Raw genomic sequence first — 23,086 nt, 5'->3', positions numbered from 1 at the left:
ATAGGATTCAGATTTCAAGCCGACAGGCTTAAAGTCATCCTATCCTCGGCCAAGGAAACCGATTCCGAATGCGCAAGACCAAAAGACGCAACCCTTACTATGCGGGCCCGGTGTCCGATCACTTCGACGGCACGTACTTCTTCAATCCCGAAGGCATCGAGCCGCTTGGTTTCCGCGAGCTCTTGCGGTGGCAATTCGGCGGCGGCCGTGAGCGCTGGCCGCGGTCGGTCCCAAGTCCATTTGCGGCCGCCAAGCCGGATCCCCGTGTCGACGGCGAGGATCTGCGGGTGACCATGGTTGGACATGCAACAATGCTGGTGCAGGTCGCCGGGCTCAATATTCTCACCGATCCGGTGTGGTCGGAGCGCGTCAGCCCCTTCACCTTTGCCGGACCCAGACGCGTCGTCGAACCGGGCATCGCGTTCGATGATTTGCCGCCGATCGATCTCGTGCTGGTATCGCACAATCATTATGATCATCTCGATATTGCGACGCTCAAACGCTTGCATGCTAGGCATCGGCCGCGTGTCGTGACGCCGCTCGGCAACGACACGATCATCCGCCGCGCCGTGCCCGATCTGCAGACGACATCGATGGATTGGGGCGAGCGCATCTCTCACGCCGGAATAAGCATCGATGCGGAGCCTGCCCATCATTGGTCCGCCCGAGGCGGCGCCGATCGCCGGATGGCGCTCTGGGCCGCGTTCGTCTTGTCGACACCCGCCGGCAAGATCTATCACGTCGGCGATACGGGCTTTCACCGCGGCATCAATTACAAGGCGGCACAGCGGAAGCACGGCGGTTTTCGCCTGGCGATTCTACCCTTCGGCGCCTATGAGCCGCGATGGTTCATGAAAGGGCAGCACCAGAATCCTGAGGAAGCGGTGATCGGGATGAAGCTCGCAAATGCGGCCTATGTGGCGGGGCATCACTTCGCAACGTTCCAACTGACGAATGAAGCGGTCGACGCGCCGGTAAGAGCGCTGCAAGAGGCGATGAGAGAGCACGCTATCCCCGCGCACCGATTCCGGCCGCTCAGGGCCGGCGAGGTATTCGATGTGCCGCCGGCCTGATCGGAGGTCGGCATTCCATAGGTTTTCGGCAGCGTTCAGCGACGCATGAAGGCTTCGAAGGCCGCGCGGGCTTCGGCGCTTTTCAGCCGCGTGGCGAAATGGCGGGCCTCGACATCGATGCGAGCGATGACCTCTTCCCTGGAGCCGCAAATGAGATCGCGGGCGATCTTCAAGGCTTCCGGCGGCTTGGCGGCGAGTTTCGTGGCCGCGGCAAGGGCGGCATTCTCCACCTCGACCGGCGTCGTCACCTTCCAGATGAGGCCGGCCTCGCGGGCTTCTTCGGCGCTGAAGGCCTCGCCGGCGGCCAGCATGGCAAAGGCGCGCTGGTGACCCATGATGCGCGGCGCAATCAGGCTGGAAGCCGCTTCCGGCACCAGCGCCAGATCGACGAAGGGCGTGCGGAACTGGCTGCGGTCGGAGGCGATCGTCAGGTCGCAATGCAGGTTGAGGGTGGTGCCGATGCCGATCGCCAGACCGTCGACCCCTGACACCAGCGGCTTTTCGGATCTGGCGAGCGCGTAGAGGAAATCGATCAGCTCGTCTCCCATGCTGCCGCCCATGGCAGTGGCAAGAAAATCGCCGATGTCGTTGCCGGCCGAGAAGCTGCCTTCGGTGCCGAGAAAGACCGTCACTTTGATATTCGCGTCCGCGTTGGCGGCGGTTAGCGCATCGGCCATGGTGCGATACATCGCGCGTGTGAAGGCGTTCTTCTTTTCCGGCCGGTTGAAGCGGATCAGCTGAACGCCGGGATGGGCGGAAGGCTGCTCGACGATGATGTGGTCGGTCATAGGATCTCCTCAGAACTCATGGGGCCTGGTCAGGCAAGCAGGATGCGGGCGGCGGCGAGGCTCGCCGCGCCGTTGACGACCCGGTCGCGCAAGGCCGCGGTCTCGGCCAGCAGGTTTTCGGCGGCAAAGCGGCAGAGCGCGATACGGCTCTCGCCTTTGCCGTCACCGCTTTCGGCCAGAGCACCCTTGGCGAGGTAACAGCCGGTGAGCACAAGGCCGAACAGGCGCTGATAGGGGCTGGCGCCGGCAAGCGCCTCGGCAGCCCTCCCGTCGGCAAGCGCCTTCAGCAGCCAGGCGGTCGCCGCGTCGAGATCCGCGATGGCGACGGCGAGTCTCGCGGCAGTCTCGCCGAAACCATCGAGATTGGAACGGCCGACAGCCTCGGCGATCGCCTTCAATTCAGCGATGAACCCCGTGACCTGATCGCCGCCGGAGAGCGGCAGCTTGCGGGTGACGAGGTCGATCGCCTGGATGCCATTGGTGCCCTCGTAGATCGGCGCAATGCGGGCATCACGGAGATAACGCGCGGCACCCGTCTCCTCGATGAAGCCCATGCCGCCATGCACCTGGATGCCGAGCGAGGCGACCTCGACGCCGGCATCGGTTGAAAACGACTTGGCGATCGGCGTCAGAAGCGCGGCGCGCTCCTGCCAGTGGCGGTTATCGCCTGCCCGGCGCGACATGTCGAGCGCATGGGCGCAGGCATAGGAGATGGTGCGCGAACCTTGGGTCAGCGCCTTCATCGTGAGCAGCATACGGGCGACGTCGGGATGTTCGACGATCGGGCTCATGCCGGCGCCGGTCGAATCTGGCGCCCTGCCCTGCGTGCGCTCCCTGGCATAGGCGAGCGCCTTCTGGGTGGCCGCCTCCGAGATCGCCACGCCCTGCATGCCGACGGCGAGACGCGCATTGTTCATCATCGTGAACATGCAGGCGAGCCCCTTGTTCTCCTCGCCGATGAGCCAGCCGATGGCACCCTTTTCGCCGCCGAACCGGCCGTCGCCATAGATCATCGTGCAGGTCGGCGAACCGTGGATGCCGAGCTTGTGTTCCAGCGAGTGGCAGAAGAGATCGTTGCGGGGCCCGAGCGAACCGTCGTCGTTCACCAGGAATTTCGGCACGAGAAAGAGCGAGATGCCGCGTGTCCCGGCTGGCGCATCCGGCAGCCGGGCCAGCACCAGGTGGATGATATTGTCGGCCGCGTCGTGCTCGCCCCATGTGATGAAGATCTTCTGGCCAAAGATGCGATAGCTGCCGTCGTCGCGCCGCTCGGCGCGGGCTTTCAGCACGCCGAGATCGGAGCCGGCGTGCGGCTCCGTCAGGTTCATCGTGCCGGTCCATTCGCCGGACACCATCTTTGCCAGATATTTGTCTTTCAGTGCAGCGCTGCCATGGGCGCTGACCGCCTCGATGGCGCCCATCGTCAGCGTCGGGGCGAGCGCAAAGGCCATGGAGCCAGAATTCCACATTTCCAGCGCCGCGACATTCAGCATATCAGGCAGTGCCTGGCCGCCGAAGGCTTCCGGCGCCGTCAGGCCGTTCCAGCCGCCGGCAATCCAATTGCGGTAGAGCTCGCGCCAGCCATCCGGCAGCCGGACTTCGCCGTCGACGAGGCGGGCACCCTGGCGGTCGCCGATCTCGGCGAGCGGCGCCACCTCCTCTGTGGCAAAACGTCCCGCCTCGGAGAGGATGGCGTCGACCAAATCTTCGCCGAGATCGCCGAAAAGACCGTTCGACAGCGCCTCGCCCATGCCCGCTACATGCTTTAACGTGAACGCGATTTCCTCGACGGGCGCCTTATACATGCTTTCTCCTCCATGGGACCGGCCTGCACCTCGCGCAAAGCCCCTCCGAGGCAAGGGCTAATTGATTTTTACGTAAACGTCAATTTCGATTTCCCAGGCCGCCGTGCGATAGTTTACCCGACATGGCGGTTTGCTCTTGCACAGTTGCACAAATGGACGTCATGGAGAATTTCTAATACATGTCGCCCGGAAGTGTGCAGCGGTTCCGGGACAACGACATGCATCAAAACAATGGGCTAAAGCGCGTCGCATGAATCAAATTTCATGCGACGCGCTTTAGAATGACATCGCCTTCGCAAAGGACCGGCGAACAATGGATACATTGCCCGTCAACATACCCGGTTTCGTCTGGGCCTATCGTTTCTCGCCGGATGACAAGACGGCGGTACGGCTGAACAACAGCGCGACGGTGGCGGATCTGACCGCCGACAACTGTTTCTACTGGCTGCATCTCAACCTCGTGGACGCCCGGGTGCCGGCCTTGCTCGAGACGCTCGACGGGCTGACCGAGGACGCCAAATCGGCGCTGACGACGCATGACACGCATGCGGCGCTGACCGTCGACGAGCAGATGCTCTACGGCACGCTCGTCGACTGCCAGCGTGATTTCGCCCAGGACACCAACAATCTCGGCTGGCTGCATTTCGCCATGTCGGACCGCTTCATCATCACCACCCGGCTGCAGCCGCTGCGCAGCGTCGAGCGCGCGCGCGCGCTGATCGAGAAGAACCCGGGCAAAATTGCGCTGCCGGTCGATCTCTTCGAACTGCTGGTGATCGAATTTCAGCGCACGCTGATCGCCATCGTTATCGAACTCACCGAAGAACTGAACCAGATCGAGGATATCGTCTACGACAACGCCCCGCGCGACGAGCGCCGGCGGCTGGCGCCGGTGCGGCGAACCGTGGTCAGGCTGCACCGGCACCTGCGCACGGTGCTGGCGCTGATGCGCCGGGCGGCGGCGGCCGACGACGACGAGATGCCCTTCGGCTTCGACGACGTGGCGCGGCGGCTGACGAGCCGGCTGGAAACGGTCGACCACGATATCTACGCGCTGCAGGACCGGGCGCGCCTGCTGCACGAAGAAATCGATTCGAAACAATCCTCCGAAACCAACCGCCACCTCTACCTGCTGTCGATCATGACGGCCTTCCTGCTGCCGCCGACGCTGGTGACCGGCTTTTTCGGCATGAACACCGCCAACCTGCCCTTCTCCGTCGGCGATTACGGCACGGAATACGCCGTCATCCTCATAGTCGGCTCCGTCGCGCTTGCCTGGTGGCTGCTGAGGCGGGTGAATATTCTTTGAATGTGTGGGTGGGCGCTGCCGACCTTTCTCTCCATACATTGCGGCATCTATCACAGGGCTCACCCCATTCTCCGTCATCCTCGGACTTGACCTGGCTTGACCCGAGGATCCATGCCCGCTGCGGTGGAGGTCAATGGATCCTCGGCTCAAGGCCGAGGATGACGGAGGATGGGGTGACGTTCCGGCCAAACTCACCTTCGGCACACCGCAATTGCGCGACGCTGCGCACACCGCCACCTCGCCCGGAATGGTTCTTGCACGGTTACTAATATATTTACCGTGGGGAGACCTAATGTCATGAAATGGTGCACATCCGGAGAGTTTGCCCCTCTGATGCTCGTTTTGAGTGGGCCGGAAAAATACAAGCTTGTTGCAACTCTCGTGCAGGCCGCCGAGATGCTGACCGTTGGCTGGCCAATCGACGATGGAGAAGAATACCTCACGGCAATCATTGCTTGTCGGGACGCAATACACGGGGAGATTCCGGCTCAGGCCGCACGAGCAGCGCTCATCCGTGCCGCCGACGAAGCGGGCATTTCGGTTATCACTGTCGTTCACTGAGCTTCGCAGCCGACGATGAAACGGAGTCGCGGCCTCTTGCATGCCGCCGCCCTCTCGTTCCGCTGCACGCGCAGGTCCAGCGGCTGCTGGTACCGTCCGGCGTGGGGAATTTGGCTTGGTAGACCTTGCGGATAGTGATGCTCTAACGAAGCCGATTGACGGAAGCGGCCGACACAGTCGCCGCGCGATCGTGTCTCCCGCCACAGGCGCTCCTAACCTGCATATCTGTAACTAGGCGCAAAGCTTCCCCCACGCTCCGTCAACCTCGGGCTTGACCCACTGCTGTCCGGTTTAAATTTTCCCTTTTTAAATGCTTATAAAACAATCCGTTATTGGGAAATAGGTATCGATTTTATAGTACGTGATGCAGGCTGAAATCGAATTTTTTGCACAATTTCCGCCTCGGAACTTTCTCTGACGCGGATGCCAAGTCTCGCCATCATTCGTCTTGTCGCGAAAATAACGAGTCAAAACAGTAAAGCGGCACATCTACTGCGAGTCTCGGAATCCTCTGCAACCGTTTTTGCTAAACCGGACAGCAGTGGGCTTGACCCGAGGATCCACCTTGGCCTCCATCAGCAGCGGCATGGATCCTCGGCTCAAGGCCGAGGATGACGGAGAGTGGGGTAGCGTTCCGGCCAAACTCGCCGTCGGCGCTCGTATTGCGCAGCCCTGCGCTTCCCTTGCCTCACCTCAATACGGTGAATAGCACTGCTGGCGCGGGCCGTTATAGGGCTGGAAGGTGTTGTCGTAGGCGCGATAGGAGCGGTAGCGGTTGGCGCACCAGGCGACGTGGCTTGAGCCCATCCGGGGTGCCGGCGCGACGTAGCGCGGCTGCGCCGCAATGGCGCCACCGATGACCGCGCCGGCGCCGAAGGCGGCGAGCGGGTACCAGTAGCCATTATAACGGCGATAACCCGGACGATAGTAACTATAGCCGCGATAGCCGCCGTAATAGCCGGGGCGGTAATAGGCGCCGGGGCGATAGCCGGGCCGGTAATAGTCGCGGCGATAGTAGCGGCGGTATTGGACCTCCTCGACGGCGGAGGATTTCTCCACCTTCGGGGTGGTGGGCATCTGGATTGCCTGCGACGGGGCAAAGCCCGTCAGCACGACGGCGGCAGTGAGAATTGCAGTCGCGATTTTGCTTTTCAGCCCGATCATTCTTCTCTCCCATTCAACGGCGATCACCGCCTGCCACGCAACGCGTTCGTGGCTGAATGGTTCCGAAAGCAGCCGAGGACCGGCTGCTTTTGTTTTCGATCGGCGGACCTGAACCGGCCTTAATTGCAGGCGACATACATCAGGCGACGGCGGAGATCTTCGCCTGGTCGCCCTGCAGGCGGTTCACCATGAAGTTCGAATACCATTCGAGGAACTGCATGACGCCGCCCTCGTGCAGGGAAGAATAGGGGCCGGGCTCGTAGGCGGGCGAGTGGATGCCGAAGGCATTCTCTTCGACGATGCGGCGATCCTGATCGTTGGTCTCGGTCCAGACATGCGTCAGTTCCTCGAGATTGTAATCCACGCCTTCGACCGCGTCCTTATGGACGAGCCACTTGGTCGTCACCGCCGTCTCATTGGCGCTGAGCGGCAGCACGCGGAAGGAGATGGCATGGTCGCCGAGCAAGTGGTTCCAGGTCGTCGGATAGTGGAAGAGCAGCATGGTGCCGATATGGCTGATCGAGATATCGTCGGCGATCCGGCGCTTGACGGCCGGCTTGCCGGACATCGTGTAGCTCTCGGCATCCTCGATCAATGGCATGCGGGCGGTGCGGAACTGACCGTCCGGTGAAATCTGGAACTTGCTCGGCAGGCCGGCGGCCTCGCAGCGCGACCAATGGCCGGCGATCTCCGGGTCGTCGGCGCCGCCATCGGTGCCGGTAACGCTCGGCGCTTCCGGATAGGTGCGGCAGAGTTCCGGGTGATTGGCGGCGCAGTGATAGCATTCGCGGTTGTTTTCCCAGACGAGCTTCCAGTTGCCCTTCTCGATGATCGTGCTCTGGAAGGCGACCTTGGTCTCGCCGATGCGATGCGGCGCCATGTAGGGCTCGATCTTGTCGCGCACGGTCTGGAAATCCGGGGCGGTGTCGGCAAGGCAGATGAAGATATAGCCGGCCACGCTTTCACAATGGACGGGCTTCAGGTTGAAGCCGGTCTTGTCGAAATCATCGCCCATGTGGCGGGCGAAGGCGAGCTTGCCGTCGAGATCATAGGTCCACTGATGATAGGGGCAGACGAGACGCACGGAGGAGCCATGCTCCTTGGTGCAGACGCGCGAGCCGCGATGGCGACAGCTATTGTGGAAGGCTCGGATGACATTGTCGCGACCGCGCACGATGACGACGGGATAGCGGCCGATCTGGACGGTGAAATAGGCTCCCGGCTTCGGCAGCTCGCAATCATGGCCCATGAACAGCCAGTCGCGATAATAGATCATCTCCATGTCGAGCTGGAAATAATCCTCGTCGATATAGAACGGCTGCTCGAGGCTGAAGCCCTCACGGCGGTTCTTGAGCTGACGCAAAACGTTGCTGCGAATATCCATCTTCATATCCTCGTGCATCCGGTACCGTTCAGCGGAAAAACCGCGGAAGCGCGCCCGCTTCCTTCTCCTTTTGGAGAATTGTTCATGGCGTCATTTAATCACCGAGCCCGGCCGCTGCTTGGTTGTAATGCGACATCGGCTTCGAAATTGACGACAGGATGCGGCAAGGCTGTGGCGGCCCGCCCCGATCAATCGCATCGCCGACTCTCCAGGCAATTATCGTCAATTGCGACATGGCGTAAAGCCCCGTTTTGCAAAGAGCTCGGCTGCCGGATGCCGATCACCGTCGCATTTGCGACATCCTCTTGCATCTGCCGGCAGCCGTGGCGCAGCCGGAACCGCGTTAACACCGCCTTAAGCATAGGACCCTATCCTTGCGATGAATCAGACCGACCGAAGAACGCGAACCATGGCCAGACTCCGCTATTTCGATGCGAAGGACACCAGCAGATTGCGGGAGCGGCAGCCGATTGCCGCCCATTCCGAATTCCTGCGCACCGGCCGCATCCCTCGCGAACGGCGGCACTGGCTGGCGGAGGAAAAGCGCTACCTTACCCATGACGAGGTCGCGGCAAAGACCGGCCGCAAGCTGCAGGTGGCCGGCGAAAAAACGCATCAGCACATCAACGGCTTTCACCACTCGATCCAGTTTCCGAAGATGGTCTTCCACCGGACGCTGGAGGACAGCCCACATCTCGGCTATTGCCATGTCACCGCCGCGCGCACGAAGTTTGCCCATTATGAAGACGTCAGCTGGGCCTTCTATATCGCCAACTTCTACTCCGACATCGGCGACAACGACAATTTCTTCCAGCGGATCGACGTCGGCTATTCCCGCATGTATTTCGCCGTCGCGATGAAGCCGGGCGAGGATTCCTCGGAAAAGATGACCATCGACCGGTCGGTGCGCGGCAATGGGTTGCTCTTCCGCACCCACGACCCACAGGCGGCGATCCGCAACGTCCTGTTGCTCGGCGCCCGCAACGAACAGCTGCGCGAAATCATCCGGCAGCTATAACAGCGATTGATCGGCGGCGGCGGAAAGCCTAATGACCTGCCGGGATCAATCCGGGCAGCACATGGCACGCATCATCGACATCAAGGCAGACAGGCAGGCGGCGCTCGAAGCGGCCTCAGCGGCTCTTGCCGACGGCTTCGCCATCGCCATGCCGACGGAGACCGTCTACGGCCTTGCCGCCGACGCCACCAACCCCGCCGCCATCACCCGCATCTACGAGACGAAGGGCCGGCCGCGCTTCAATCCGCTGATCTGTCACATGGCCGACCTTGCCATGGCCGAACATCATGCCGAGTTCGATCCGCTGTCGCGGGCGCTCGCCGAAGCCTTCTGGCCCGGTCCGCTGACGCTCGTGCTGCCGCTCAAGGCCGAAAGCCCGATCCATTCGCTGGCGACTGCCGGTCTCGACAGCGTCGGCGTGCGCGTGCCGAAGGGTTTCGCCGGCGCCCTGATCGGCGCTTTCGGGCGGCCGCTCGCAGCCCCGAGCGCCAATACCTCGGGCGCCATCAGCGCGACGAGTGCCGCCCATGTCGAGGCCGATCTCGGCGCGAAGATTCCGTTGATCCTCGATGCGGGCCCGAGCACGGTCGGCGTCGAATCGACGATCGTCAAGGTGGAAGGCGACCGGGTTAGGCTGCTTCGGCCCGGCGGCCTTGCGGCGCGCGAGATCGAGCATGTCGCCGGCAGGCCGCTGCTGCGCGCCAAAAAGGCATCGGCGGCCATCGAGGCGCCGGGCATGCTCGCCTCGCATTATGCGCCGGGCGCCAGCGTGCGTCTCAATGCGAGCGCCGTGGAACCCGGCGAGGCGCTGATCGCCTTCGGCGGTGCGGCGGTCGCGGGCGCGCGCGACGCACGCATCGTTCTCGACCTCAGCCCGCGCGGCGACCTTGCGGAAGCGGCGGCCAACCTTTTCGACTACATGAAGCGGGCCGATGCCAGCGGCGTTTCGAGCATCGCCTTTTCGCCCATTCCCGACGACGGCCTGGGCGAAGCGATCAACGACCGCCTGCAAAGGGCTGCCGCTCCCCGCGCGACTGACAAAGCTGATAGAAGCGACAGAGGATCGACCCGATGAGCAACCCCGGCATTTCAACCGATCTTCTCGACCGCTTCGCCGCCATCGTCGGCGACAAATACGCGCTGCGTGGCGAGGCCGACCTGGCGCCGCATCTCATCGAAAACCGCGGGCTCTATCACGGCTCCTCCCCTCTCCTCTTAAAGCCCGGCTCGGTCGAGGAGGTCTCTGTAATCATGAAACTCGCCACCGAGACCGGAACCGCAATCGTGCCGCAGACCGGCAATACCGGCCTCGTCGGCGGCCAGACGCCGCGCGCGGGCCAGTCCGATATCATCCTGTCGCTGGAGCGCATGAACAGGATTCGCGACGTCGATCCGGTAGCCAACGTGCTGGTCGCCGACGGCGGCGCCATTCTGGCCGATGTGCAGAAGGCGGCCGAGGCGCATGGGCGGCTGTTTCCGCTGTCGCTCGGCTCGGAAGGCTCCTGCCGCATCGGCGGCAATCTCTCCACCAATGCCGGCGGCACGGCGGTGCTTGCTTACGGCAATATGCGCCAGCTCTGTCTCGGCCTCGAAGTGGTGCTGCCGACCGGCGAGATCTGGGATGGCCTGCGTCGGCTGAAGAAGGACAATACCGGCTACGACCTCCGTGATCTCTTCATCGGCGCCGAGGGCACGCTCGGCATCATCACCGGGGCGGTGCTGAAGCTGTTTCCCCAGCCGCTCGGCCATCAGGTGGCATTCGCCGGCCTTAATTCGGTCGAAGACGCGCTCGGTCTCTTCAACCTTGCCGCCAGTCTCTGCGGCACCTCGCTCACCGGCTTCGAGCTGATGCCGCGTTTCGGGGTCGAGATCACCACGCGCCATATCGACGGGGTGCGCGATCCGCTGGAAGCGGCCTATCCCTGGTACGTGCTGATCGATATTTCGACGTCGGATTCGGCCGAGACGGCGGAGCGGATGATGAACGGCGTGCTCGAACAGGGTTTTGAGGCCGGTCTGGTGCTCGATGCGGCGATCGCCTCATCCGTCGCCCAGCAGAAAGCCATCTGGCACATGCGCGAGAGCATGTCGGATGCTCAGAAGCCGGAAGGCGGATCGATCAAGCACGACGTGTCCGTGCCGGTGTCGAGGATCCCGCATTTCATCGCCGAGGCCGAAGAGGCGGTCATTGCGGCCATGCCCGGAGCCCGCATCTGCGCCTTCGGCCATATGGGCGATGGCAATATCCATTACAATATTTCCCAGCCGATCGGCGCCGACAAAGCCGCCTTCATCGCCCGCTGGCGCGAAATGAACCACATCGTGCACGGGCTGGTGCTCGCCCATGGCGGCTCGATCTCGGCCGAACACGGCATCGGCCAACTGAAGCGCGACGAACTGGCGGCGATCCGCCCGGCGATCGAAATCGAGCTGATGCGCCGCATCAAACGCGCTTTCGATCCGGCTGGTGTCATGAATCCGGGGAAGGTCGTCAGCCTCGACGTTTAAAGGTGGCGGTCGGGGGCGCCGGCGAGCCCGCCCCTCATCCGGCTGCCGCCACCTTCTCCCCGTAAACGGGGCGAAGGGACCGAGCCGCGACCTCTCCGGTCCTCGCGACGCTGTCGCAGCGCACGTCCCCTCGCCCCGCGAGCGGGGAGAGGGTTAGGGTGAGGGGCAGCCATCAATAACGAAGCGTCGGGAACCCGCAACGCGATTTACTGAAATCACCTTTAGACGACCGCTATCAACCGCCGCCGGTCAGGATCTGCAGCGCCGGCGATTGCTGGGCGCTGTTCTGAACATCGTACATCGCGGTGAAGCGGCGCAGCAGCTTGTCGACCTTCTTCGGATCCTGGAGATCCTCGAGCTTGACGAAGCGGTTGATCAGATCGGCCTGCTTGGTGACGTCCATGCTCGATATCTGAGCCGGCAGGCTGTAGGCCGTCGTGATCACCTGATAGAGCGCCTTGTCGCCGAGGATTGAATAGATCGAAGTGATGCTCGGGGCCTTGCGGCTGAAATAGAGCGCCAGGCGCACACCGTCGTTGGTTTCGCCTTGCTGGGCTTCCAGCGTCTGCCTGACATAGAGCTCCTGGGTGTTCTCCTCGGCCGCCTTGTTCTGGATCGTGCCGATCTTGGCGCGGGTCAGATTGCCGTCCTTGTCGAAGTTGAAGGCGGCGACGATGTCCTGGAAGCGCGCATCGGCTTTGCTGTTCAGGTAGCTCTTCTTGTCGTCGGGGTCGGAGGTGAAGATCTTCTTCAGCGTCGCCTTGTCGTAATCCTTCGGGTCGAGGTTGTTCGCCTTCAGCACCAGATCGGTCAGGCGGCTGTCGTCGAGGAAATCGTCGAGCGACTTCACCTTGGCCATGCCCTTGGCAAAATAATCGACTTCGGCGGTCGCGTCCTTCGACGCCTTGTCCTTTACCGGGCCGGCCTTCAGCAGCATGGTCATATGCGCCTTGTAGTCGGTGGCGTATTTGGCCAGGGTCGCGTCGGGAAGCGCCTGGAAGGGTGACGCCGCCTTGCCGTCCGGTCCAAAATTGAAGGCGCGGGCGAGATTGGTGATGCGTTCGTCCTTCAGTGAGGCGATATAGCCATCCGGGTCATAAGCATCGCTCGTCAGAATCTTGCGCATCATCGAGCGCGGCACGTCCTGGTCGGTCAGGCCGAAGGCCTGCAGCGCCACATGATAGGGGTCCGGCAGATTGTCGTTGCTCTTCTTGAAATCGGCCGCGGCATTGGTGCGCAGGAAGTCGTTGACGCTCTTGATCTCGGCAGTATCGAGCAGGCTCGTGCTGTCGGCCATCATGCTCGAGTAGTTGTCGGCGACCTCCTCGATCGCCTCGTCGCGCTCGTCGTCATAGCGCGCCATATAGTTGTCATTGGTGGTCTGCGCCTGATCGGCCGTCTGCACCGAGCTGACGGCCGGCAGCGATCCATCGGCGGCGAAATTGAAATCGGCGTTGAGGTCGGCATGGCCGGCGGCTGCGGCAGCCGTCGCATCGGTCAGGATGCTCTTCAGGTCGGCGTCCGAGATGTTGAACGGCAGATTGTAGGTGCTCTTCAGGAAATTGGTGATGGCGGGATCGGCGATGAGCTCGTCGACATTGGCGATCGTCGCCATCCGGGAAGAATAATCGTCGGTGCGCGCTCCGGCGGCAATTTTCGTGTTGGTGATCTGGCTGGACGTCTGCGCAGCCAAGCCATCCTCGAGCGATCCGTCGGCCTTGAAGTTGAAGGCGGCGGCAACGTCGGCATAGGTGCCGGTGCCGCTCTGATCGGTCAGGATGTTGCGAAGATCGACGTCCGTGACGGTAGACGGGATGCCGTAGGCATTGCGCACGAAGTTGTTGAGCTTCTGGTCCGCCAGCAACTGATCGACGTTCGAGATTCCGGCGATGGTCGACTGGTAATAGACGGCCGCATTGTCGGCCTTGCTTGTCGTGTTGGCGCTTTGGGTGGCGGTCTGCGAGGCATAAAGGGTGGCGACAGACCCGTCCGTCTTGAAATTGAAGAGATCGTGAACGTCGCTATAGCCCTGGGCGCTGGCCGCCGCCGGATCGACGAGGAAAGTCCTCAGCGTCGCATCGGAAACACTGTCGGCGATCTGCATGCTTGTTCTGAGATAGCTGACCGCAACGGGATCGGACATGAGGTCGTCGACATTGGTGACATTGTCGATCATGGCGTTGAAGTGGGCGGCATTCGCCGCCGACTTGTCGGTCGTCGATTTCCGCTGCGTCTCTGTCTGGATCACCGAACCGTTGATCGAGCCATCCGCCTGGAAGTTGAAATCGGCATTGATATCGGCATGGCCCTGCGCGGCGGCATAGGCCGGGTCGGTCAGGATGTTCTTCAGATCGGCATTGCTGAAATCGGTGCCGAGACCATAGGCATCCTTGATGTAGCGCGCCATGTTTGCGTCGGCGAGCAGGTCGTCGACATTGGTGATGCCGCTCGATTGCGAGGTCACCTTATAGTAGTTGGCGGTCTGCGACGCCGCCGACGACAGCTTGTTCGCCTGCTCGATCGTCCGCACACGTGCCGTGTTCGAGGTCGAACCATCCGCCTTGAAGTTGAAGGCGTTGTAGACGTTGGTAAAGCCCATCAGCTGGGCATATCCGGGATCGGTCAGGACCGTGCGCAGTGCCGCAGCGGTGAAATCGGCGCCCATGCTGTAGGCGGTCTTGATGTACGAGGTCAGGCGGCTGTCGGCGACCAGATCGTCGACATTGGTGATCGTGCCGATCTTGGCGGTATAATAGGCCTTGTTGTATTCGGCCGCCGTCTTGCTGACATAGACAACGTCCGAACCGACCGAATTGTCGATGATGACGGACTGGGAATTCAGTGTGTAGGTCTCGATGACGGAGGCCTTCTGCGCCGCGGTCTGGGCGGTGCCGGTGACGGTGCCGTCGGCATTGAAGCTGAACTGGGCGGCAAGCGCCTTGTACTTGTCGCCGCCTTGCGTATTGACGACGCTTGCGGGGTCGCTGAGATCGCTCGTCAGCACCTGGCGCAGAAAATCCTTCGACGCATAGGTCGGATCGATTTTGAAGGTCTTCAGCACATAGGTGCGCAGCCTTGTGTTGTTGACCAGATCGTCGACGGTCTGCACGCTGTCGATATTGTTGCTGTAATAGGTGCTCTCGGCGGCCGACGCCTTGTCGGCATCAACAAAGGACTGCTTGTAGAGGCCGATGAGCTCGTCCTCCTGGGCGTCCGTCTGCACGTCCTTCTCGGGTGCGTTGAAATTGAAGGCGGCGGCGAATTCGCGGTAGCGCGCATCGGAGAGCTTGTTGGCGTAGCTGTTGGGATCGGTCAGATCGCTCTCCAACACCTTCTTCATGAACGCCTTGGCGTAAGTCATATCCTCGAGACCATAGGCCTTCATCGCATAGCTGTAGAGCTTGTAATCGCCGAGAAAGTCGTCGACCGAGGTGACCTTGTTGATATGGTCGGCGTAGTACTGCGCATCCTTCTTGACCGTCGCCTGCGACGCGACCTTGTTGAGGCTCGACGTCATATCCTTCGACAGGATCGAATAAGCGAGGGAAGCCGTAATCATCAAAAGCGCCCTTTTGGCAAAATCTCTAAAAGAACGACGAACTGCCGGTAAGCCCATTTTGCCACGCAAAACTTACCCGAGACTTACCTCTGGGTTGCGTCATTTCGGGACGGCACAGCGTTCACCTTCCGGAAACCCTGCCGGATTCGGTTTTGATAACCATCAGGGGAGGCAAAGTTTTCTTAACCGCAATTTTTAAGCTGTACGGAAGGGCGCCCGCCTATTGTCGGCCATAGAGGACGAAAAGTCCCGAGGAGAAGACCGCAAACCGGCTCTCAGGTAAGACAAGGGTAGAATGAAATGAACAATCCCGTTTTGAAGCCCGCTTGGGCTGGCACGACGCTGCGTCTCGATCCGTCCCGCTTCCCGCAGCAGGTCAGCTACGCCATCCATGATTGTTCGGATGACGTCAGCATCACCATAGACGAACGCGGCGCGGTCCTGCGCAAAGTCCTTCCCTCCAGCGGCCTGCCGCTCTCGATTGCCCTGCCGAAGCGTGTCTTCAAGGGTGTCGCCGCCCGCGCCATCGACCATGGCGACGGCGAGGTGACCGTCACGCTCGAACTCCACCATGCCGACCCGGAGCTCTGCATTCCGCTGCTGGTTGCCCATGATCTCAGCGATATCGCCGCCGACTGGCGCAGCTGGTCCGAGGCCTTCCGCATTCCGATGCTGATGGTCGAGGCCGACGGCGTCGCGCGGCCGCTCGAAGACCACATCGGCGCCCTGCGCACCGGCGATCTGAAGCCGCGCCGTCGCCATTCCTACTTCGCCAATCGTCGTCCGCGCTTCCTGGTGCGCCGCACCACCGGCCAGCTCGGCGTCGCCATGCGGATCGAAGGCAAGGAAATCATCGCCCGCAATTGAGCGGCATCGCGACGCTTGGTTTTCGCAAACATTAAGACCCGGCGCCCGCGCCGGGTTTTGTCGTTTCACTCGCCGTTCCATTCAGGGAATGGCGAAGAGCAGCGAGATGAACAGGCCGAAGAAGATGATCAGGCCGACGCGGTTGTTCGACTTGAAGAGCGCCAGGCATTGGGCGGCATCCTCGATATCGAGCCGGACGATCTGCCAGGCGAACATGCCGGCCGCGCCGAGCAGCGCCAAGAAAGCGATGAGATTGGCGCCGGCAAGCGCGAAGGCGACAAACATCAGCACCAGCGTCAGCCCGTAAAGGCCGATCAGCCACGCCCTCGTCCTATCGCCGAACAGCCGGGCGGTGGAGCGGACGCCGATCAGCTCGTCATCCTCCTTGTCCTGATGGGCATAGATCGTGTCGTAACCGATCGTCCAGGCGACGGAGGCGGCATAAAGCAGGACGGAGGCGAAGGAAATCTCGCCCAAAATGCCGGCCCAGCCCATCAGCGCGCCCCAGGAAAAGGCAAGGCCGAGGTAGAATTGCGGCCAGTCGGTGAAACGTTTGGCGTAGGGATAAAGCGCAACGATGCCGAGCGAGAGCAGACCCAGGAAGACGGTGAACCAGTTGAACTGCAAGAGCACGAAAAGCCCGACCAGCGCCTGCAGGCCGATGAAGATTTTCGCGTGGGCGCGTGTGACGCGGCCGGAAGGCAGCGGGCGCGAACGGGTGCGCGCCACCTGCATGTCGATCTCGTGATCGACCAGATCGTTGTAGGTGCAGCCGGCGCCGCGCATGGCGACGGCGCCGATGAAATAGAGGATAAGGTGGGAGACCAGCAGGCTGCCGGAATAGAGCCCCTCGTCGATCGCCGCATTGGCGGCAAGGGTCGCCGACCAGAAACACGGCCACATCAGCAACTGCCAGCCGATGGGGCGGTCCCAGCGGGCGAGCTGCGCATAGGGCCAGAGCCATGGCGGCAGGATCCGGTAGACCCAGTTGTCGGAAGGCGCGTCGGAAACGCGGTCGTTGAAGTCGCCAGTATCTTGCATGCCGCCATCTAGCGACCGGCCGGCGATGCGGTCAAGAAGCATTGCCGCCTGTCACGTGCATGCCTTTTGGATCGGACTCGAGTTCAGGGATTAATTTTGCGGCGATTCAAGATCCTACAGCGCTCGCGCACCTGAAGAGACGCGCGGGCGGCGGCAATCACTGCAGCGAAAAATTGAACTTGTAGGTCGCCGAAACGCCGATCAGGAGCTGGTTCTTCGAGCCGCGCTCGCGCACCAGGCTGCTGTCGGCGGCGGGACCGGCCAGCCGCTTGTACTCAAGGAAGGAGCTTGCCGACAGGTTTTCCGTCGCCTTCCATGTCAGCGCCGTGCCGGCGCCATAGGATTGAATGCCCGAGGAGGGTTTGTAGGGATCGAGGCCGCTTGCCGCGGCGTGCTTGGCGCTGACACCGTAATAGGCGTCGTAATAGCCGCTTGTCGCAAATGTCGCGCGCGGACCGCCCGACAGCTGCAGGTCGGGTGCAATATCGGTAAAGGCATCGACGGCAAGATCGGCGACGACGCCGTCATGGGAGCGGATGCCCTGGCGGACCTCGGCGCGGGCGCGCAGGAAATCGGTCGGATAGACCTCGACGAAGCCGCCGGCCTCGGCACCCCACTTGACCTTCCTCAAGCCCTTGAGCTCATGGCCATCGCCGTCATCGCGCGACGGCACGAACCTGCCGACGATGCCGGCGCGGAAGGCGCCCTTGTCGATCAGGGCGAAGGAGGGATTGTCGTTGCGCGAGGAAAAGCGCGGGCCGGCGCCCTGGCGGCCCACCGAGATCAGCGGGCTGAACTTGAACTCGTTGCGCGACGCGCCTTCGAATTTCGGGGCGGAAAAGCCGGCGACGCCGACGTTCAGGTACCAGTCGCCCGACCAGAAATGCTTGCCGCTGTCCTGCGCGGCCGCGGGAGCGATGGATGAAAAGGCAATAAGGAAAGAGATCGATACGACTGATCGATGAAACACGTCCACACTCCAGAAAACGCAAAAACAAAGCCGCGGAGGGCGGCGGTGGCTACACTTATCGTGAGGTCGTTACGCCAATGTTAACCACGGCAAGCAAAGGCTGCTATTGAAAGCTGTGCCGTGCGGCCCCCTCATCTGCCTGCCGGCATCTTCTCCCCGAGGGGAGAAGGGAATCGCGGCAACGTCTCGTTCCCCAGGACCTTAGCTAGGAGTGACGGCGGTGCCGCTCGCTCCCTCTTCTCCCCTCGGGGAGAAGGTGGCCCGAAGGGTCGGATGAGGGGGCCGCAGGCACGGCGCCAACGACGATTTGGTCATCCTGAACCGACCTCACCGCAGTCTCGCTCCGCAGCCGGTCTATCTCTGGTTCCACCGGCGAATGACCGGCTCTGTCAGATCGTGCTCAAAACCGAGCACGCTGATAGAAGCAGTATCAAGCACGAAATTTGCACCGCCTTCAGGCGGCAGGCCGAGCCAGCGGGCGGCGAGCACGCGCAGGAAATGCGAGCTCGAGAAGATCAGGATGTTCGCACTCACTTGGCGAAGCGCCTCGACGACGGCGTCGGCGCGGGCGCCGACATCGGCGGGTGTTTCGCCGTTCGGGCAGCCATCGCGAAAGAGCTGCCAGCCGGGGCGGCCGGCCAGGATTTCCTTGGTGGTGATGCCTTCATAGGCGCCGTAGTCCCATTCGGCGAGATCGTCGCGGATCACCGCGCCCGATCCAAAGCCGGCGAGCGCACAGGTCTTGCGGGCGCGCACGGAGGGGCTCGACCAGACGGCAGCGAAGGATAGGCCCGAGAGCCGCTCGGCAAGCTTGCGCGCGGCGGCCTCGCCCACCTCAGTCAGCGGAATGTCGCTGCGTCCGGTGTGACGCCCCGACCGGCTCCACTCGGTCTCACCGTGGCGGACCAGATAGATCTCGGGAAACGCACTGCTCATCCGCATGTCCTTTCATAGCGTCCGGCTGCCACCGCTCAGAATGTCACCTTTTCCAGCGGCGGGCGCCGCGCCTCGAATTCCTTCAGCCTGGCTTCGTTCTCGGCGATGTAATTGCGATTGTCGGGAACGGCGAACTGGTTCTTGGCGATCTGGATCTGCAGGATGAAGAGCTCGTCCCAGCGGAAGCCCATCTCGGAACCGGCGAGATAAAATTCCCACATGCGGAAGAACTGCTCATCGTAAAGCGCCACCGCTTCGGCCTTGCGCGCCACGAAACGCTCGCGCCAATGGCGCAGCGTGTAGGCATAATGCATCGGCAGGATCTCAATATCCTTGACCAGCAGCCCGGCCTTTTCGAGCGGCGGCACGACTTCGCCGACCGACGGGATATAGCCGCCGGGGAAAATATACTTCTCGATGAAGGCATTGGTGCCGAAACTCGGCTTCGGACGGCCGATCGAATGCAGCACCATGACGCCATTGTAATCGAGGAGATCAGAGACCTTGCGGAAGAAATTGGCGTAATTGCCGATGCCGACATGTTCGAACATGCCGACCGAGACGATGCGGTCGAACTTTTGGCCGGTCATGCTGCGATAGTCCTGCAGCTCGAAACGCACGCGGTCGGCAAGGCCGCGTTTTTCGGCGCGCGTACGGGAGACCTTGAGCTGTTCTTCGCTGAGCGTAATGCCGGTAAACTCGGCGCCCTCCGTCGCCTCGGTCAGATACATGCCCATGCCGCCCCAGCCGGAGCCGATCTCCAGAATGCGCTGGTTCGGCGCAAGCAGGAGCTTGGCGGCGATATGGCGTTTCTTGGCGAGCTGCGCCTCGTCGAGACTGATGCCCGGCGGTTCGAAATAGGCACAGGAATATTGCCAGTCCTCGTCGAGAAAAAGATCGAAGAGCTTGGCCGACAGGTCGTAGTGATGGGCGACGTTGTGCTTGTTGCGATTGACCGGCAGGCGGCTCTTCAACTGCTGCCAGGCAATGCGGCCGACGAGCAGTGCTGCCATCTTGAAATCGAAGATCTCGTTGGTGGTGTTCTGTTTCACCAGCGACAGGAAATCGTAGATGTTGCCCTGTTCGAGAATGAACCGGCCCTGCATGTACATTTCGCCGAGCTTCATCGTCGGGTCGCGCCGGATGGCGTCCTCCGCCTCCTGGTCGGCAAGGCGGGCGACAACGGTCTCACCCGTGCCGTCGCCGATATCATGGGTCTCGCCATTGGCAAGGGTAAGCTTTAACGAACCCTTGCGGATGATTTGCTGCACGATCGATAGAAATGCCGACGCCATGGACGCCTCGCAGATGTGACAGGATAGTCACATCAACTTAAGCGATCTCTTTCGCCTTACAAGCTCCGGATCTAGCACTCCGTTCAGAACGCTGCCAAATTGTTGCATTTTTGCCGATATGCCGGCTAAACCCTTATTTTCGCTTCATCGCTTCGGCCAGTGCGGCGCCGAAGGCACCCTGGCTCTCCTGTTTCGGCGCAGCAGGCCGGCGCTCGTTCTGAGGCCGCGAGCCCTGGTTTCCGCGAGAATCACCACGCGGCGGCGGCGCTGCGGAACCATCATCTCGTTTCATCGACAGAGCGATGCGCTTGCGCTTGGCGTCGACCTCGACGACCCGCACCTTGACGACATCGCCGGCCTTGACGACCTCATGGGGATCCTTGACGAAGCGGTCGGCGAGCTGGGACACGTGCACGAGGCCATCCTGGTGCACGCCGATATCGACGAAGGCGCCGAAGGCGGCGACATTGGTCACCGTTCCCTCGAGCACCATGCCGGGCTTGAGGTCGGAAATTTCGTTGACGCCCTCGGCAAAGGTGGCGGTCTTGAAGCTCGGACGCGGGTCGCGGCCGGGCTTTTCCAGTTCGGCGATAATGTCGCGCACCGTCGGCAGGCCGAATTTCTCGTCGATGAACTGGCGCGGATCGATCGCTTTCAGCGCGGCGCTGTCGCCCATCAGCGCCCTGAGATCACGGCCGCAGGCGGCGACGATCTTCTTGGCGACGCCATAGGCCTCCGGATGCACCGAGGAGGCATCGAGCGGCTCCTTGCCGTTCGGGATGCGCAGGAAACCGGCGCATTGCTCGAAGGTGCGGCCGCCGAGCCGGGCGACCTTCAGCAGATCCTTTCGCGTCTCGAAACGGCCCTCACTGTCGCGGTGGCGGACGATGGCGTCGGCGATCGAGGGCCCGAGGCCGGAAACGCGGGCGAGCAGCGGCGCCGAGGCGGTGTTGAGATCGACGCCGACGGCGTTCACCGCGTCTTCGACCACGGCATCGAGCGAACGCGACAGCTTCTGCTGGTCGACATCGTGCTGATACTGGCCGACGCCGATCGACTTCGGCTCGATCTTGACGAGTTCGGCCAGAGGATCCTGCAGACGCCGGGCAATGGAGACGGCGCCGCGCAGCGACACGTCGAGATCGGGAAACTCGGCCGCTGCGGTCGCCGAGGCGGAATAGACCGAGGCGCCGGCTTCCGAGACGATGACCTTGGTCGGCTTCGGCGCCGGCAGTTCGGCCAGCATGTCGGCCACCAGCTTTTCCGTTTCGCGGCTGCCGGTGCCATTGCCGATCGAGATCAGTTCGACATTGTGCTTGTGGATCAGCGAGGCGAGTTCGACCTGGGCGCCGCGCACGTCGTTCCTCGGCTGGAAGGGATAGACGGTCGAGGTCGCCACCACCTTGCCGGTGCCGTCGACGACGGCAACCTTGACGCCGGTGCGGATGCCCGGATCGAGACCCATCGTGGCGCGCGAGCCGGCGGGGGCGGCGAGCAGCAGGTCTTTGAGATTGCGGGCGAAGACATGGATCGCCTCCTCTTCTGCCCGCTCGCGCAGCTCCCGCATCAGATCGAGCGACAGCGACATGGAAAGCTTGACGCGCCAGGTCCAGCTGGCGACCTCCATCAGCCAGCGGTCGCCGGGACGGGTCGCGCTGATTTCGTAGGCGGCAGCGATCATGCGTTCGACCGGCTTGTTCGGCGAGGCGGTCTCGGCATCGGCTTCGATCGTCAGTGTCAGCACTTCCTCATTCCAGCCGCGCAGCATGGCGAGCGCGCGGTGGCCGGGCGCGGTCGCCCAGCGTTCGGAATGGTCGAAATAGTCGGAAAATTTTTCGCCCGTCGCCTGCTTGCCGTCCGCGACCTTGGCCTTCAGCAGCGAGGCCTGGCGCATATGGGCGCGCAGCCTGCCGAGCAGATCGGCATTTTCGGCAATGCCTTCGGCGATGATGTCGCGCGCCCCTTCGAGCGCCGTCTTCACATCGGGCACGTCAGCGGTGACGAAGCCCTCGGCGAGCGCCGCCGGCTCCCGGCTGCGGTCGGCAAGGATCACTTCGGCAAGCGGGCCGAGGCCGCGTTCGCGGGCGATTTCGGCGCGGGTGCGGCGCTTCGGCTTATAGGGCAGATAGAGATCCTCGAGCTCGGCCTTGGTGTCGGCGCCGGCCACTTTGGCCATCAGCTCGTCGGTCATCTTGCCCTGGCCGTTGATCGATTCGACGATCGCGGCGCGCCGGGCTTCAAGCTCGCGCAGATAGACCAGCCGCTCGGCGAGATTGCGCAACTGCGTGTCGTCGAGCCCGCCGGTCACTTCCTTGCGGTAGCGGGCGATGAAGGGCACGGTGGCGCCCTCGTCGAGCAGCTCGATGGCGGCCTTGGCCTGATCCGGCCGGGCGTTGATTTCGGCCGAAATGCGGGCTGCGAGAAAACGGAGGTCAGCGGCCATGGGATTCCCTGTGTCGACGAAAGTTGCGGGACCATAGCGGCGAAAAGCGGCAAGGCAATGCCCGACTGTGGTTTCCACAGCGCAAGTTGAGTGATTGGGGGATCGGCAGACGTGTTGCTGCGTGGCCCCCTCATCCGCCCTGCCGGGCACCTTCTCCCCGATGGGTAGAAGGGGAGGTGCGGCAGCGGCTTATGCTTGCCGCTGCTTTACGATGGAGGAAAAGCGGTGCGGCATATCCCTTCTCCCCGCTGGGGACTGTTGCATAACCGGCGTTGCAGCTTGGGTCAGGCGATTGCCGTCATCTGTGCTTGCCCCGCTTCGGTGTGTGGCGGGGTGATGGTGGCTGAATTTGATGATTTGGCAGG

General features: G+C 62.4%; 17 protein-coding genes. 7 read left to right on the top strand and 10 right to left on the bottom strand.

Annotated elements, in window-relative coordinates; genetic code table 11:
- Positions 1-68 precede the first annotated feature (68 nt).
- Entirely contained in the window at positions 69-1,073 is a 1,005-nt protein-coding gene (locus C4N04_RS23850; RefSeq protein WP_106797168.1) for an MBL fold metallo-hydrolase, read from the top strand.
- 35 nt (positions 1,074-1,108) lie between these two features.
- Here C4N04_RS23850 and C4N04_RS23845 read toward each other — a convergent pair whose 3' ends face one another.
- Both C4N04_RS23845 and C4N04_RS23840 read right to left on the bottom strand, forming a co-directional pair.
- Positions 1,109-1,861 (bottom strand): crotonase/enoyl-CoA hydratase family protein, encoded by a 753-nt coding sequence (locus C4N04_RS23845; RefSeq protein WP_077991016.1) that lies wholly within the window; start codon positions 1,859-1,861, stop codon positions 1,109-1,111.
- 29 nt (positions 1,862-1,890) lie between these two features.
- On the bottom strand, positions 1,891-3,666 hold the full coding sequence (locus tag C4N04_RS23840) for an acyl-CoA dehydrogenase (protein ID WP_077991017.1): 1,776 nt from the start codon (positions 3,664-3,666) through the stop codon (positions 1,891-1,893).
- Between the two features lie 313 nt (positions 3,667-3,979).
- Between C4N04_RS23840 and C4N04_RS23835 the strand changes: the two genes are divergently transcribed.
- Positions 3,980-4,975 carry a transporter gene (locus C4N04_RS23835; RefSeq protein WP_106797167.1) on the top strand — a complete coding sequence of 332 codons (996 nt, stop codon included), beginning with the start codon at positions 3,980-3,982 and terminating at the stop codon, positions 4,973-4,975.
- Between the two features lie 297 nt (positions 4,976-5,272).
- The gene (locus tag C4N04_RS23830) at positions 5,273-5,536 is read left to right on the top strand and encodes a DUF982 domain-containing protein (RefSeq protein WP_038687228.1); all 264 of its coding nucleotides are present in this window, start codon (positions 5,273-5,275) and stop codon (positions 5,534-5,536) included.
- Positions 5,537-6,229: 693 nt separating this feature from the next.
- Here C4N04_RS23830 and C4N04_RS23825 read toward each other — a convergent pair.
- Both C4N04_RS23825 and C4N04_RS23820 read right to left on the bottom strand, forming a co-directional pair.
- A complete protein-coding gene (locus C4N04_RS23825) occupies positions 6,230-6,700 on the bottom strand; it encodes a BA14K family protein (RefSeq protein ID WP_077991020.1) in 471 nt (156 codons plus the stop codon).
- 139 nt (positions 6,701-6,839) lie between these two features.
- A complete protein-coding gene (locus tag C4N04_RS23820) occupies positions 6,840-8,084 on the bottom strand; it encodes an aromatic ring-hydroxylating dioxygenase subunit alpha (RefSeq protein ID WP_077991123.1) in 1,245 nt (414 codons plus the stop codon).
- A 409-nt stretch (positions 8,085-8,493) separates the two neighbouring features.
- Between C4N04_RS23820 and C4N04_RS23810 the strand changes: the two genes are divergently transcribed.
- From C4N04_RS23810 to C4N04_RS23800, 3 genes are all read left to right on the top strand, one after another.
- Positions 8,494-9,102 carry a DUF6656 family protein gene (locus tag C4N04_RS23810; RefSeq protein WP_077991022.1) on the top strand — a complete coding sequence of 203 codons (609 nt, stop codon included), beginning with the start codon at positions 8,494-8,496 and terminating at the stop codon, positions 9,100-9,102.
- Between the two features lie 61 nt (positions 9,103-9,163).
- Positions 9,164-10,177, top strand: a complete 1,014-nt coding sequence (locus C4N04_RS23805; protein ID WP_077991125.1) for an L-threonylcarbamoyladenylate synthase — start codon at positions 9,164-9,166, stop codon at positions 10,175-10,177.
- Complete coding sequence (locus C4N04_RS23800) at positions 10,174-11,610, top strand: FAD-binding oxidoreductase (protein WP_106797166.1); 1,437 nt, start codon at positions 10,174-10,176, stop codon at positions 11,608-11,610. Before C4N04_RS23805 ends, C4N04_RS23800 begins: the two co-directional genes overlap by 4 nt.
- Before the next feature lie 235 nt (positions 11,611-11,845).
- On the opposite strand, the gene C4N04_RS23795 is transcribed toward C4N04_RS23800, so the two are convergent.
- Complete coding sequence (locus C4N04_RS23795; protein ID WP_077991024.1) at positions 11,846-15,169, bottom strand: DUF1217 domain-containing protein; 3,324 nt, start codon at positions 15,167-15,169, stop codon at positions 11,846-11,848.
- A 300-nt stretch (positions 15,170-15,469) separates the two neighbouring features.
- Between C4N04_RS23795 and C4N04_RS23790 the strand changes: the two genes are divergently transcribed.
- Positions 15,470-16,036 (top strand): DUF6101 family protein, encoded by a 567-nt coding sequence (locus tag C4N04_RS23790; RefSeq protein ID WP_038687219.1) that lies wholly within the window; start codon positions 15,470-15,472, stop codon positions 16,034-16,036.
- A gap of 81 nt (positions 16,037-16,117) precedes the next feature.
- On the opposite strand, the gene ubiA is transcribed toward C4N04_RS23790, so the two are convergent.
- The 5 genes from ubiA to C4N04_RS23765 all read right to left on the bottom strand — a co-directional run bounded on the left by ubiA (position 16,118) and on the right by C4N04_RS23765 (position 22,721).
- Positions 16,118-17,077: a 4-hydroxybenzoate octaprenyltransferase gene (gene ubiA, locus C4N04_RS23785; RefSeq protein WP_038692274.1), complete on the bottom strand. Its 960-nt coding sequence runs from the start codon at positions 17,075-17,077 to the stop codon at positions 16,118-16,120.
- Positions 17,078-17,234: 157 nt separating this feature from the next.
- Positions 17,235-18,047 (bottom strand): MipA/OmpV family protein, encoded by an 813-nt coding sequence (locus C4N04_RS23780; protein WP_106797165.1) that lies wholly within the window; start codon positions 18,045-18,047, stop codon positions 17,235-17,237.
- A gap of 354 nt (positions 18,048-18,401) precedes the next feature.
- A complete protein-coding gene (locus C4N04_RS23775) occupies positions 18,402-18,983 on the bottom strand; it encodes a histidine phosphatase family protein (protein WP_106797236.1) in 582 nt (193 codons plus the stop codon).
- 35 nt (positions 18,984-19,018) lie between these two features.
- The gene (locus C4N04_RS23770; RefSeq protein ID WP_106797164.1) at positions 19,019-20,278 is read right to left on the bottom strand and encodes a cyclopropane-fatty-acyl-phospholipid synthase family protein; all 1,260 of its coding nucleotides are present in this window, start codon (positions 20,276-20,278) and stop codon (positions 19,019-19,021) included.
- A 133-nt stretch (positions 20,279-20,411) separates the two neighbouring features.
- Positions 20,412-22,721: a Tex family protein gene (locus tag C4N04_RS23765; protein ID WP_106797163.1), complete on the bottom strand. Its 2,310-nt coding sequence runs from the start codon at positions 22,719-22,721 to the stop codon at positions 20,412-20,414.
- Positions 22,722-23,086 lie beyond the last annotated feature (365 nt).

It is taken from the genome of Rhizobium sp. H4, assembly GCF_003013335.1.
Taxonomy (GTDB): Bacteria; Pseudomonadota; Alphaproteobacteria; order Rhizobiales; family Rhizobiaceae; genus Rhizobium; species Rhizobium sophoriradicis.
Note: the sequence above shows the minus strand (reverse complement) of the source record. Positions and strands in the feature narration are given on the sequence as shown.